The organism is Citrobacter sp. wls714, from assembly GCF_005281025.1.
Classification (GTDB): Bacteria; Pseudomonadota; Gammaproteobacteria; order Enterobacterales; family Enterobacteriaceae; genus Citrobacter; species Citrobacter werkmanii.
This window is the reverse complement of the sequence record NZ_SZWZ01000110.1, coordinates 1-12,664: the sequence shown is the minus strand read 5'-3', so window position 1 is coordinate 12,664 and position 12,664 is coordinate 1. Positions and strand designations below refer to the sequence as shown.

General features: G+C 52.0%; 13 protein-coding genes. 4 read left to right on the top strand and 9 right to left on the bottom strand.

The annotated features are described in order from the left end of the window. Positions 1-42 precede the first annotated feature (42 nt). Both FDX11_RS24650 and FDX11_RS24645 read left to right on the top strand, forming a co-directional pair. Positions 43-810, top strand: a complete 768-nt coding sequence (locus FDX11_RS24650) for an amidohydrolase (protein WP_137398678.1) — start codon at positions 43-45, stop codon at positions 808-810. A gap of 180 nt (positions 811-990) precedes the next feature. Further along, entirely contained in the window at positions 991-1,401 is a 411-nt protein-coding gene (locus FDX11_RS24645) for a Spy/CpxP family protein refolding chaperone (RefSeq protein ID WP_038637532.1), read from the top strand. 15 nt (positions 1,402-1,416) lie between these two features. Here FDX11_RS24645 and FDX11_RS24640 read toward each other — a convergent pair whose 3' ends face one another. The 9 genes from FDX11_RS24640 to FDX11_RS24600 all read right to left on the bottom strand — a co-directional run bounded on the left by FDX11_RS24640 (position 1,417) and on the right by FDX11_RS24600 (position 10,519). Next, the gene (locus FDX11_RS24640; RefSeq protein ID WP_137398677.1) at positions 1,417-2,136 is read right to left on the bottom strand and encodes an EAL domain-containing protein; all 720 of its coding nucleotides are present in this window, start codon (positions 2,134-2,136) and stop codon (positions 1,417-1,419) included. A 1-nt stretch (position 2,137) separates the two neighbouring features. Next, complete coding sequence (locus FDX11_RS24635) at positions 2,138-3,805, bottom strand: O-antigen ligase (protein ID WP_137398676.1); 1,668 nt, start codon at positions 3,803-3,805, stop codon at positions 2,138-2,140. 1 nt (position 3,806) lies between these two features. Next, complete coding sequence (locus FDX11_RS24630) at positions 3,807-4,349, bottom strand: fimbrial protein (protein ID WP_042310477.1); 543 nt, start codon at positions 4,347-4,349, stop codon at positions 3,807-3,809. 9 nt (positions 4,350-4,358) lie between these two features. After that, positions 4,359-5,423 (bottom strand): fimbrial protein, encoded by a 1,065-nt coding sequence (locus FDX11_RS24625; protein WP_042310479.1) that lies wholly within the window; start codon positions 5,421-5,423, stop codon positions 4,359-4,361. Next, complete coding sequence (locus FDX11_RS24620; RefSeq protein ID WP_042310481.1) at positions 5,420-6,025, bottom strand: fimbrial protein; 606 nt, start codon at positions 6,023-6,025, stop codon at positions 5,420-5,422. Before FDX11_RS24620 ends, FDX11_RS24625 begins: the two co-directional genes overlap by 4 nt. Before the next feature lie 11 nt (positions 6,026-6,036). After that, on the bottom strand, positions 6,037-6,813 hold the full coding sequence (locus FDX11_RS24615; protein WP_042310485.1) for a molecular chaperone: 777 nt from the start codon (positions 6,811-6,813) through the stop codon (positions 6,037-6,039). A gap of 26 nt (positions 6,814-6,839) precedes the next feature. Next, positions 6,840-9,311, bottom strand: a complete 2,472-nt coding sequence (locus FDX11_RS24610; RefSeq protein WP_137398675.1) for a fimbria/pilus outer membrane usher protein — start codon at positions 9,309-9,311, stop codon at positions 6,840-6,842. 41 nt (positions 9,312-9,352) lie between these two features. Beyond that, a complete protein-coding gene (locus tag FDX11_RS24605) occupies positions 9,353-9,901 on the bottom strand; it encodes a fimbrial protein (RefSeq protein ID WP_137398674.1) in 549 nt (182 codons plus the stop codon). Between the two features lie 69 nt (positions 9,902-9,970). Next, the gene (locus FDX11_RS24600) at positions 9,971-10,519 is read right to left on the bottom strand and encodes a fimbrial protein (RefSeq protein WP_038637500.1); all 549 of its coding nucleotides are present in this window, start codon (positions 10,517-10,519) and stop codon (positions 9,971-9,973) included. A gap of 642 nt (positions 10,520-11,161) precedes the next feature. Here FDX11_RS24600 and FDX11_RS24595 point away from each other — a divergent pair. Both FDX11_RS24595 and FDX11_RS24590 read left to right on the top strand, forming a co-directional pair. Further along, complete coding sequence (locus FDX11_RS24595; RefSeq protein ID WP_061383107.1) at positions 11,162-11,950, top strand: winged helix-turn-helix domain-containing protein; 789 nt, start codon at positions 11,162-11,164, stop codon at positions 11,948-11,950. Between the two features lies 1 nt (position 11,951). Then, positions 11,952-12,470 carry a hypothetical protein gene (locus FDX11_RS24590; protein ID WP_042310494.1) on the top strand — a complete coding sequence of 173 codons (519 nt, stop codon included), beginning with the start codon at positions 11,952-11,954 and terminating at the stop codon, positions 12,468-12,470. Positions 12,471-12,664 lie beyond the last annotated feature (194 nt).

The following is a 12,664-nucleotide window of genomic DNA, read 5'->3' as shown; positions in this document are numbered from 1 at the left end:
ATGCTACAGTGTCAAAATGTTGTTCAACGAGGAGCCTCGATCGTGCCTGGTTTGAAAATTACTCTGCTGCAACATCCGTTGATTTGGATGGATGGCCCGGCCAACCTGCGCCATTTCGACCGACAACTGGAAACCGTCACCGGACGTGATGTGATTGTGTTGCCCGAGATGTTTACCAGCGGATTTGCGATGGAAGCGGCAAACAAATCGCTGCCGCAGGAAGAAGTCGTAAGCTGGATGCGCGCCAAAGCGCAACAGACGAACGCCCTGATCGCGGGCAGTGCCGCGATTCAGTCCGAACGCGGTGCGGTTAACCGTTTTTTACTGGTCGAGCCCGAAGGTAATGTGCATTTCTATGACAAACGTCATCTGTTCCGCATGGCGGATGAACATCAGCATTACCAGGCGGGAGAAGCGCGCGTTATTTTTACATGGCGCGGCTGGCGCATTCTGCCGTTAGTCTGTTATGACCTGCGTTTTCCGGTGTGGTCGCGCAACCGTAACGATTACGACCTCGCCTTGTATGTGGCTAACTGGCCCGCGCCGCGTTCACTGCACTGGCAGGTTCTGCTCACTGCACGGGCGATTGAGAATCAGGCGTATGTAGCAGGATGTAACCGTGTAGGAACTGACGGTAACGGTCATCATTATCGCGGTGACAGCCGGGTGATAAATCCACAGGGTGAGATTATTGCCACCGCCGAGCCGCATCAAGCCACACGTATTGACGCTGAACTGTCGCTCTCGGCACTGCGTGAGTATCGCGAAAAGTTTCCCGCCTGGCAGGACGCCGACCCGTTCGCGCTGTAGATATCGCCTCTCCTCCCGCTGCGTAACATTTTTCCGTAGCGGGATTGTTGCACTCCGTAACCAACCGCAAAACAAATTCGCGTGGCGACATGCTTCAGGCAACGTATTCTGCAAGGGATAATCACTCGTAACCGGCGAGTGTCTGACAATGTTAATAATTCCTTTATCAGGATTTCAATAATGAAGAACTTCGTACGCATGACTTTGCTGGCTGCAACCGTAGCTGGCGCTTCTTTTAGCACGTTTGCAGCAAATGTATCCAACGTTCCCGCTCCAGCTCAGGACCCGGTAGTCCAGCACCTTAAGCTGACCACCGATCAGGTTGCGCAGATCAAAAAACTGCACCAGCAGCTTGAAACCAACGTCAGCCAGATTTCAGTGAAAGATGTTAAAGACGGCGCATTGATTGACGTCATCAAGTCCGGGAAATGGGATGAAACCGCCGTTAAGAAGCAGCTTTCCGCGTTCAGCAACATCGAACAACAAGCGCGTTATTATCGTGTGAAATATTACTTTGACCTGAACAAAGTTCTGACTCCGGAACAGCGCCAGCAGGTACAGAAAGATATCGCACAGACGCTGAGCGAGTAATCCCCAGGGCCTGAATCAGCAATGATTCAGGCTTTTCGGCACGATCTCCTGCTGAAAAAAGAAGCCCTGTACAGCATCTGCGCCGCTCATACGGCAGATGGCGTAATCCTGCGCGCTTTCTACTCCCTCGATCACCACCCGCTCTCCCAGCCCGCGAAATTGATTGACCAGTACTCTCAACTGCCACTCCGATGATCTGAACTGATGAAACATCCCGCTTTCAATTTTAATGGCATCAAAACGGATGCCAGACAGTCGCCAGACAAAAAACAGCTCAGGCGAAACGTCATCCAGCCACACGCGAAAACCATGGCGCACCAGGGTTTTTATGGCGATGCATACCGCCTGCTGTTCTGCCTTTTCCAGACGCATCATGGTAGCGGGATCCTGAATTTCAATAACAATCCGCCCCTGATGCGCCTGCCTGGTGAGTCGCGAGATCCACGACAGACAGGTCAGCATCCTGACGGATAAATTCAGCGAATAGCTTCCTGGGAGTAAGAGTACCCGCTGCATTTGCCACATAAACAGCTGCTGTTTCGCGCTGACAGAAAGATGCTTGAAAAAAAGATCCAGCGGGAGCGGTGTGCGTACCTGGCTTAACACCTCACGGACATCCAGTGATGCATCATCAAAAAAATGAATGCGCTGCAAACGGATCCCGGAGATCCGCAGCAGTTCGGCATTACGGGGAAGCTCGGGTACATATTGAGCCTGTTCGCTGAGTCTGTTCATATCATTCCATTTTTTGATTAAAAGGACGTCGTGCATCCTGTAACCAGGAGATACGGCGATCGTTCGGATAGATCAGGTAAAAGCGGGTCGCCAGGCGGTGCGCCTGAGCCAGGTCGCGCTGCTGCATCGCCAGCAAGATTTGCGTTAAGGAGATATTCGGGTCCGGGTGAACACGCACATAGTCAGGCGCCCAACGGCGCACCAACTCCAGCCAGCGAGCATCCCGGGTACGTTGATACCGTTGCAGGTATCCCATCTGGAGATCAAAGTGGTAGCGTGTGGCAAGCAACCAGCCGCCTACCGGGAGCGATTCGGCAAGTTGCCACTGTGTTGATTGCCGTTCCGCCAGCGTCAGTTGCTGTTGCGTCTGTAGCGTGAGAAGTAACAAGGGAGTGGCTATCAGAAACGAGATAAATGCCAGCCCACGAATCAACGACGTCGCCGGGCGCGTCAGACTAGCCCCTTTTAGCGCGCCATCTGCGCAACGAAGCAGCAGGATCAGCAATAACCAGTGTGGCGTTGACTGTCTGACCGGGTATTCCGTCAACATATGGATAACCACTGGCAACGCCGCCACCAGGCAGGCACGACGCCAGCAATTTCCGTGCAGCCAGAGCCATAACCCACCCGCAATAAAACACAGCGCGCCCGCCAGTCCAACCAGACCGCCCTCCACCAGCCACAGCACCAGTTCGTTGTGCGGATGCGAGATACTACTCAGCCCCAATGGCCCCGCTCGTTCGAGAAAAACAGCAGCGAAACTGCCCACGCCCCATCCCATCCACGGGCGTTCGGCAAATAATGCCAGTGATGTTTTCAGCACCGTCCAGCGCACATGAGAAGTCGTTAAATGATCTACCGTGGCAACGGACAAAAAATGGCGAGCGGCAGCGCCTGTCGCCATACCTAACGCCAACGGCAGGAGAAGTAGCAACAGCGTGCGGCGTTGTGCAGGGAACACCACCAGCAGCAACACTTCCCCGACCGCCAGAGACAAATAGCCGGTTTGCGACTGGGATTCATGCAGCACAAATCCCATCATCACCAGAGCAACCCCAAAAACAATTCGGTATCTGCCGCCCTGGCGTAAAAAGAGCAGCGCTGACAGCAGCACGCCGCACGCAGTGAAACTGGCCAGCAGATTGACCTGCTGAAAAATACCGTAGGGCCGCGTGCCGCGCCGCCAGGCGAACTCCCAGTAATCAACGCCCGGCCAATGCCAGTACTGATAGACAAACGCCACACATTCGATGACGCATGCCCCCCATAACAGGGCCAGCAATACCGTGCGAACGTTTGTCGTAAGTGGAATTTGTAACGTCACCAGATAGACAAGCACGCCACCCAGTAACGCCCCCGCTACCAGCAGCGCCTCGGACCGCCAGATGCCCGGCGTCAGCAGACAAAGCAGCGTCAGGATCAGCGCGCCCAGCATAAATCCAATAGCAGGTACAGTGATGCGCCAGCGTCGGCGAGGCAGTAGCATCGCCGTACTTGCTGCCAATACTGCAGCGTAGATCCAACTGGTAATATTAAGCGGCAACGACAGACCGCTGCCGCCGTTATTCAGCCAGTAGAGGTGCATGATCCCGCACCAGAAAAACAGACTGACAATCAGCAATAATTTCTGGCCAGGCAGCGGCGCAATACGATTCAGTGCGTTCATCATGCTACTGGTAATTCAACGTCCAGGTCCCGCTGGCGCTGAACGGACCGTATTCAAGAGACTGGTTTTTTATCGCCGACGGTTCTGCCGCGACCCACGCCAAAAAATTCAGCGTCATCGACCCTTCAGTAATCTCTGTAACTGACGTGCTTTCATCAAGCCGGATTGCCGTGCCATCGTCTTCACTCATTCCAATCCCGATCCCCGATGCCCCGTCCTGCTCGCTGCTATCCAGCGCCAGATGATCGGTAAGCTCCGCATCTTCCTTGCCGCTGAAAGTGACCGAGATCCCGCGGAAAACCTCCGGGTTGCAGTCGCGTAACTGGATGCTGAATTTTTCCGGCTTACTGCGTCCTGAGAGATAGAGATCCTGCGTCGCGATTTGCCCGAAATCGACCTCGATTTTGTCGCCGCCGGGTGCAAGGCTGCAGGCCAGCGCTCTGATGGTGCCGTGAAAATACATATCGCCACCGACCAGTTTGGTATCAGCCTGTACCGTTGCGCCAAACAGCAGCGTACTCACCGCGATTAACGTTCTGAAAGTCATGGTATTACCCTACTGAAACTGCGCGACAACGGTGGCAGAGGCTTCAAACTCACCTTCCTTAACGCTCCCCACGCCCGGCTTTGCCACCGGTGCGGCAGTGAGATTCCAGTCGCCCTGATTCTGGTAAAAACCCTTCACGTTGTAGAACTGATTGGGCACTACGGTGCCGCCGCTCTCGTCTTTAATCATAATGCCGAGATCGTCGCGTTTCTGTCCCCCACTCAACGTGCCGAGAAGATGATCGTTAAACCCAGCCGTACCTGACGCCGTGGTGGTTTGTACACCTAAATTGATATTCAGCGCGCCCTGATCGAAGCTGCCGCCTTCACAGACCACATGTATCGGGATCGACTTGCTGTAATTGGTGCCGTTGAGTTTTGCAGCGGATCCGGGCAGATCGCCAAACTCAATGCTGATTTTGTCTCCCCGATTGAAGGTGCATTTATCCGGCACGGTAATGAGCCCGGATTTAATGACCACGCGTGAAATCGCCGTGGTTGGCGTAGGTCCCGCACCGCCCATGCGCCCGGCAACCTCCACCAGCGACTGGGAGGTGATATTGATGCCATTGATAATGGGTTTAGTGACAATAAACGTCACTTTCCCTTTTGAACCACTTTCAACGTTCGTGGCGCGCGTGTAGCCCTTACGCTTTTTGCAGCTGTTGTTACTGTTGCGGTTTGAAACGTTGGTAAAAGGCGCCTGGACGTATTTGTTGTAACGTCCGGCAACCCACACCTGAACTTCCACATCCAGATACTCGTTTAACCGAAAACGGTTCGCCCCCTGATTTGAAGGCGGCATGGTGGTCGTGGTGGTGTAATAAATAGGCTCCCGAGAGATATCGGCCTGTTCGCAATAAAAATTCACCACATACCAACTGCCCAGATTCCAGGTAAAAGGCTCCGTTCTGCCGCCTACATGGTTTTTGCTGACATCCAGCGAACTCAGTTCAATATCGTACTGATGCGGCGACCCGCCCTCCGGCTCACCTTCCCCCTGTGTGAATGCATGCCCGGCCAGAGGACTGCCTGCCAGCACGACCCACAGCAGCGCTTTATGCAATACGCTCATAGATACTCCAGCTTAAGTCTGACCAGACCGTTAAATTCGCCAGCGGTCACCTCCTGCCCAAAAGATTCCAGCGCGGCAAGAAAGTGAATCGCGTTATCACCTGGTTTGAGGATCCACATGCGTTGCGGTTGATTCAGGTGGATCAACTGGTTGCGTTCGGTCAGTAGCCGAATGCCCGCACCACGCACATCGCCGCGAATACGCCCCAGATCGCTGTTTTCCGGCGCGCCTTCGGCCATCAGCGTCATCGAAACGCCACGTTCCACCGTGCTATGCGCCAGCTCCGGCATTTCGCTGGTCTGTCCGGGAAAATCCCTTAAGGTATGGCCAGAACCTTTTAAGCAGCCATTCAGGTTCAGCGTCACTAATACCGGATCGCTGCGATCGCCGCTCTGGCGAAAGCGGCTGGCGGAAATATCACCCAGATCGATGGTCTGATCGCGTGAAGCCATATCCAGCACGCACGGCGAAACGAACACCCGACCATGAAAGCGGACGTTGCCATACTCGCCGGAAACGTTGCTCATATCCTGGCGGCCGCTAGTGGCCTGAACCGGGCAGGCCATACCTGCCATCAGCAGAGCGCAAAGCATCTTTTTCATTTACGAGTCCTTTACCGGGGCTGTTGCTCCATCGGCAATGCTTTACACACATTGCCTGTGCAGCTGAATTTCAATTCAGGGTGACCGCCAAAATCGTTCACATACATCATGCTGAACTGGCTAACGCTGCCGTCGGTGACGCTGAAATCAAGCGAGGATTTTGGTGAAACCATAACCCCGGGGAAATCAGTCAGCCTGCCGCCGCCCTGCGCTTCCGGCTTACGGCTTAAACCGATCAAGGTGACGAAGTATGGCGTTGGGTTATCCACGGTCCAGCGTAGACCCTGCTTGTGAAAGACCAGTTGGTTTTGCCACACCGCGCCCGGCGTTTCCGGCACGATGGCGGTCGGACGGTAGAACAATTTGATGCGCGACTGCATCGCCAGTTGCAGCACGTTCGGCTTATCAGGCTTAGGTGGAATCTCACGCACATTCAGGTAGAACAGGCTTTCTCGATCCTGAGGCAGCGCATTAATCCCGCTGGTTTTCGTCACCCGGGCAATGCCCTTTTGCCCACCGTTAATTCGCTGTAGCGGCGGTAAGACCATCAGCGGCGAGGTAACTTTTGTTCCGTTGGCGTCTTCCACCCACGACTGGGCCAAAAACGGAATGCTCGGGCTGGTATTGGTTAAGTTCGCGCTGACAGATCGCGCATCACCGGTGATGATCATCCGGGTACGGTCGAGCGCAATACCCGCCCAGGAAGCGTTGATCTCTGCAATAAAAAGCAGGCCACAAGCCACGGGTTTGAGCCAACGCTGCACGGAGTAAAAAGCTTGATTTTTCATGACAAAATTCATTCTGGTTATTGAAATTATTCACAAGGCAACAGCACGTTACCTTCCGGGTTGAGTTGTTGTGGCACCTGTAAGTGACACTGCGCTCGTCCGCCCCAGGCCACGGAAAGACGCTCGGCTGGATTCACACCGGCAATCCAGGCCATGCCGTTTTCCATCACCATGGCGACGCTGACGCCGTTGGCGTTAAACACTTCGGCGCCAAACGGCGGGACCGAACCATCCTTCAGGCGCAGCAGCGCCATCATTTTTTGCCCCTGCGCCACGGCAAAGCGCTGATAGCCAATCGCCCCTTCCGTCAGGGTGTTGGTGACGATGGCTTTGGTCGCGGAAATATCCTCGTCCATTGCGTCCACATCGATGCGGGTATCAAAGCTGTGATAGCTGACGACGTCCGGTACCACGGCAATACCGAAGCGGTTTGAATGCGCCTGTTCGCCGTTCAGCGGTACATTCGCCACACCGTCGGTATCAACCATCACTCTGGCGGTATTCATTGACGCCTGGCTGTTGTGCAACGCCGCGCCGTGACGCGTCGCGGTAAAACCGCCGCGCATCGTGCCGCCTACGGAGAAATAGCGTGATTGCTGCCAGCTGACGTTAGATTCCAGCTCCGCCATCATGCTGCGGTGCTTGTAATAGCCATCAAATGCCGTGCGCCCTTCACCGGAAACCCCTGCGCGCAAACGCCATGGGTTGTTACGGTCGCGGTTATCGGAATACGAAACCATCTGGCTGGTCTGGTTGCCGCTGTTCTGCAACTCATAATCCATGGAGCGGCCATCGCTCCAGGGAATCGAAATTGAAAGCGAAAGACTGTCGTCCCGTTTGCCCTGATACTCAGAGCGGTAAGCCGCAAGGTTGGCGCTAATCCCCTGGATGCCCGCCAACGAAAAGCTGTGCCCCATCGACAACCCGTAACGATCCTGCGAACGACGATCCCAGTAGTTCTGGTGGGTGTAGGTCAGATACAGCGTGGTGGCTAACTGCTGATCGTCGGCAAAAAAGGTCTTGTTACCGGTGATGGTGTACATCTCTTTTTCGTTACCGGCGCTGTTGTTATTGGCATACTGCTCGTCGAGGAACTGTGAAAAAGTACGGAAGTTACGCTGTGAAAAGCGGTATCCGGCAAAGGTGATGGCGCTGTTGTATTCATCAAAGGTTTTGGCATAGCTGAGCTTAAAGGACATGCCTTTTTGTTCAGCCTGATGCTTCACACGGCTCACGGATTGCGTCGCATCCGCTGACAACGCCCCCAGCCAGCTCAAATCCCGCCCAATCCCCATCGACCAGGCGTTATAGCGCTCGCCAGTGAGCAGCGCGCCGCCGTACAGCGACCACGCATTGCTGACACCCCATGAAAAATCGCCGGTATAAAACGCAGGGCCCTGAATGTCATGATTGTAAAGCGATGGCTTACCGACCGCGGCGTTATAGCGAACGTAGCCTGGGCGCGTCAGGTAGGGAATATCTGCGGTATTAACCTGAAAGGTTTGTACGCTGCCATCCTGTTCCTCAACGCGTACATCCAACGTGCCGCGTACCGAGCCGTGCAGATCCTGAATATTAAACGGCCCCGCAGGAACGGTGGTTTGATAGATAACACGTCCCTGCTGACTAACGGTGACCTTGGCGTTACTCCGCGCGATGCCATGAACTTCAGGCGCGTAACCCTGCAAATTCGGTGGCAGCATACGCTCATCGCTGGCGAGGTTAGCCCCGGTAAAACGAACCGAATCAAAGACCTGAGAATTCAGATAGATTTCGCCAAGCGTCAGTTTTGCCGCCTGCATCGGTAATGGGCGATAAGCATAGATCTGATCCCAGTCGATACGCCCACGATTATCATCAGAAGCGTAATTGGCCTGATACTGCCCGCGAAAGCGCCACGCGCCGAGGTTAAAACCTGTTTGCCCGTAGCCAGAAAGAGAGCGGTAACGATCGCCCCCCTGCTCGTAATGTGTGGCCTGACCCGAGATGCTGTAGTCAAAAATCAGCCCCGCGACGCCATTATCCCAGCGTTCCGGCGGCGTCCAGTCTGGATCGGTATATTTCATCCATGCCTGCGGCACGGTAATGTCCAGTACGCCTGCGCTATTATTCAACGCCACACCCGGCAGATGGGAAATGTCATAACATGTCGCGCTAATCGGATGAATATAGGTCAGTGCCTCTTCTTTGAGCGCCAGTAATTCGAGTTGCTGTGGCGTCAGACACGCCATGGATTTATGCGAGTTGGCAGGATCGACGATATAGCGGATCGATTGCTGAGGAATTTCCTGGCTGTTAATACGAACATCCAGCAGATATTCACCGGGAGTCACAAAGTTGCCTTCGGAAAAACGCTGCAAATCGACATTCTGCCGGTCGCTGGCATCCAGTACGTCAGTATTAAATTCAACGGCCTCATCCGCTTCAGCCCATGCAGAGGCACAAACCAGAGTAATAAATAGCGCCAGGCGTTTTTTATCTGTTTTCAGCGTGATCATTTTCGTTCGCAAACCTTCAGATACCCGAATTGCAGTGCAGCTCAGAGATAATTCACAACAAAATGCGTGACCGCAGTAAATTCGCCGGATGTCATTCTTCCGTCACGGGAGATCAAATAAGCCGTAAAGTTGAGCGTGTTCTTCCCTGGATTAAGCACATAATCCGGTGATGGTTCGCCCAGATGAATTTGCTGTCCTTTGCTGTCGTATATTTCTATTGCTAAATTTTCAGTTTCCGACTGCACGCTCAGATAATCAGGATTGTCCCTGTCGGGCGCACCAGAAAAGGTAATATTGGCGCGTTGAAACACATTCCCGGAATGTTGAGAATCCCCTAATGAACATCCCAGCAAATGAATACTGAAATCATGCGCGGACACTTTTTCTGGTCTTCCAGAAATATCTCTGGCAGAGAGATCATCGAATTCAACCAGTAGTGACCGGTCGCGCGGATCAACATAACAGGCAGCCTCAATAATATTTCCTCGCATGCGCATTTTGCCGGGCGTACTGTTTAGATGATTGGCGCCAGCCATAACCCATGCAGGCGAGATAAAGACAAAAAGCAGTAAAATTCGCCATCCAGGCATAACCGTATTTCCTTTCAGTTATTCGCAGGAAGGGTTAAGCAGGCGCATTAATGCGCCCGCTGCGGGTAATTACTGATAGTCGATCTGGAAATTAACGGTAGATTCGAAATCACCCGGCGTTACCGCTGCAGAAGCGTTGTTTGCCTGCAGATAAGCCACGAAATCAATGTCGGTTTCGCCGTCAGTGATGTTGACCTGAGAGGCAGCTTTACCCCATTCCACATCCTGGTTGCCGCTGTCAACCATACCAATACCCGCGCCCTTTGCAGTACCAGAGGTGAATGCAGCCAGCGCGTTGTTGTCTGTATCAATTGTTGCCGGGGTATAGGTCACAGTGGCCGTTTTCGCAACGGTGGTGTCGCAGCCCTGAAGAACGATTTTGGCATGCTTAACGCCAGCGCGTTGGTTGTCTTTTAACTGAGAGGTTGGGATCTCACCAAAATTAACCTGCACCGGGCTGGATTCAGGTGCCAGACCGCATGCGGAATTAACCAGAGAACCGGTGAACTGAATTTTACCGTTAGTCGGTTCAACATTTTTTGCAGCGAAAGCAGAAGAGGCAGTCAAAGTCATTCCCGCCATCAGCGCGCAGGCCACAGCCACGTTTTTCATTTTCATATTACTACTTAACCTTATATCCGTTTTTAGTTATTCCGACGATCTATTTCCGCAGACATTTAAGTCAGGGAAATGCTGATCTGCAGGTGGCGGTAGCGCATATCCTTGCAAACAATCCATCTCAACCCGCCCCTTATTTTGAACATCGTTGGCATTCCATACGAAATACCGTCTACAGCTGTTCAGGCTGTTTCGGGGCTTATATTAAGTCGGCAGAAAAATGACACAATGCAAAAATACGGTATTAATCAAACTCAGGGAATCGTGTTGTATCACCGCCTGCACAACGATCGTTTACCTAAAAAATCGCCAAAATTCAGGCAACTGCTAGTGTTAATATCTATTATTTTGCGTTTTTATAGAGTTTTTATCTATCAACTATTTTTTTATTTAGTCCGGATACCAGGCAAAATGTATTTATGAAAGTTTTGTAAAAATGAAGGTGGATATCAAAACCGAGTAATGACAATAAGATAGTGACAGAGAGAAAGGAGAATGAGACATCTATAAGAAATATTAAAATATTGTTATATAAATATTAATGAAGCGATCTATGGCGCAACCATTTTTTATAAATGAATTATGTTATGCTATTGCTTCCCCCACTCGAATGCGAGATATCCTGCTTTAAAGGAGACATCAGTGATTTCTCATATACCAATAAACAAAATTAAATCCGTAATTATTGGTGATGGCTTAGTTTTCAGACCAAATAAAAATACCCTAAAAGACCTGACATCCGGTGAAATGGCCACATTGAATAATGTGGCAACGCAATTACTGCTCTATTTGTTGCAAAATGGTAAAGAGATTTCCTCGCGCGATGAAATTCTGCTGAATGTTTTCCAGCATAATGGCGCCCGGGCGACGGATGCCAATCTCAACCAGCACATTTCATTTCTGCGCAAAGCAATAACGTCAACGGGTCACCCTGCAGAGCTCATCGTCACCATTCCGCGAATGGGATTTCGGATGGGCGATGTCAATATCAATATTCAGCAACTGGAAGAGGCGCAAACACCAGCGCGAATTGCCAATGTTGCAACGAAGCTCAACAAAAAGAACCGGAACCGATGGCCTGTCGCAATAACAACGTTAATCACCGGCCTCGCAGTGCTGGCGACAGCGTGGTTAACATGGATACCCAATGAAATCGCCATGACGGACGCAGCTATTCTGCGAACAATCGACTACGAGCAATGCCGGGTACATATATTAGGGAATGCTCTCACCGATACCATAACTGAAAAGAAAGCGCTGGATATATTCAAGTCAGTGGGTATTAACCCAAACTGTTCGCATCCAAAAGATCTCTATCTTAATACGTGGGCGAGCAACCATAACCTGGTTGAGTGGTCGTTTGCCGCTGAATGCGGACTAAACCTCGGCTATTACCATTGCGTCAGCCAGTATCGTCATTATGAGGAATGATATGAAGCAGGAAAGCGATCACTCTCCTTTACTATGGTCAGTGGTAATTGCCATTTTTGGGCTGGCGGCCATTGCTTTTTTCATTATCGCCGGGAATGCGAAGAAACAAGAAATCAGCTTTTCATGCTCATCGGAATTCACGTCGATACTCGATATCCAAAATAGCAAAAAGGAACTCAACGGAATTATGCTGATCACTAGCTACAATTCCGGACACCTTTCATTGTCAGTACAAGGGAAATTCAAAAGTGATGATGGTGAGTTCACGGTTAACCGAAAACTGTTCTTTCGCTACGCCCGTCCGCTCGGCCATACCGCAGGCGTTTTCATGCTCACTCCCGATGGACGTGAAAAATCCCCCGATGATGACGCAACGGATGCTGTCGATTATCTCTTCTTCGACGCTTACGAACGTGCCGACAAGCTATATATGCTGAAGCACCTGAATGAGGAAACGGTTCTTATTGGCGATAACTTTTCACCCCGCTTCGCCTGCGTGATGAATCACTTCGCGGGTTAATCGCCTCTACGATATGCGTCGGGTTAAGGATGACCTGATGTGTTTCCCGCCCGGCAGCGCGGATGTATCGATACAGTGTAATGAAGGGATTGTTATTTTGGGTGGGACTAAAACGACGAAAGCCTGAATCATTTCTGATTCAGGCTTTCTGAATAGTGGCGGAATGGACGGGACTCGAACCCGCGACCCCCTGC

Excerpts from the sequence above, each read along its gene's own strand:
- FDX11_RS24635 (WP_137398676.1), bottom strand. The coding sequence starts at position 3,805 with ATGATGAACGCACTGAATCGTATTGCGCCGCTGCCTGGCCAGAAATTA.
- FDX11_RS24610 (WP_137398675.1), bottom strand. The coding sequence starts at position 9,311 with ATGATCACGCTGAAAACAGATAAAAAACGCCTGGCGCTATTTATTACT.
- FDX11_RS24600 (WP_038637500.1), bottom strand. The coding sequence starts at position 10,519 with ATGAAAATGAAAAACGTGGCTGTGGCCTGCGCGCTGATGGCGGGAATG.
- FDX11_RS24615 (WP_042310485.1), bottom strand. The coding sequence starts at position 6,813 with ATGAAAAATCAAGCTTTTTACTCCGTGCAGCGTTGGCTCAAACCCGTG.
- FDX11_RS24630 (WP_042310477.1), bottom strand. The coding sequence starts at position 4,349 with ATGACTTTCAGAACGTTAATCGCGGTGAGTACGCTGCTGTTTGGCGCA.
- FDX11_RS24605 (WP_137398674.1), bottom strand. The coding sequence starts at position 9,901 with ATGCCTGGATGGCGAATTTTACTGCTTTTTGTCTTTATCTCGCCTGCA.
- FDX11_RS24640 (WP_137398677.1), bottom strand. The coding sequence starts at position 2,136 with ATGAACAGACTCAGCGAACAGGCTCAATATGTACCCGAGCTTCCCCGT.
- FDX11_RS24645 (WP_038637532.1), top strand. The coding sequence starts at position 991 with ATGAAGAACTTCGTACGCATGACTTTGCTGGCTGCAACCGTAGCTGGC.
- FDX11_RS24590 (WP_042310494.1), top strand. The coding sequence starts at position 11,952 with ATGAAGCAGGAAAGCGATCACTCTCCTTTACTATGGTCAGTGGTAATT.
- FDX11_RS24620 (WP_042310481.1), bottom strand. The coding sequence starts at position 6,025 with ATGAAAAAGATGCTTTGCGCTCTGCTGATGGCAGGTATGGCCTGCCCG.
- FDX11_RS24625 (WP_042310479.1), bottom strand. The coding sequence starts at position 5,423 with ATGAGCGTATTGCATAAAGCGCTGCTGTGGGTCGTGCTGGCAGGCAGT.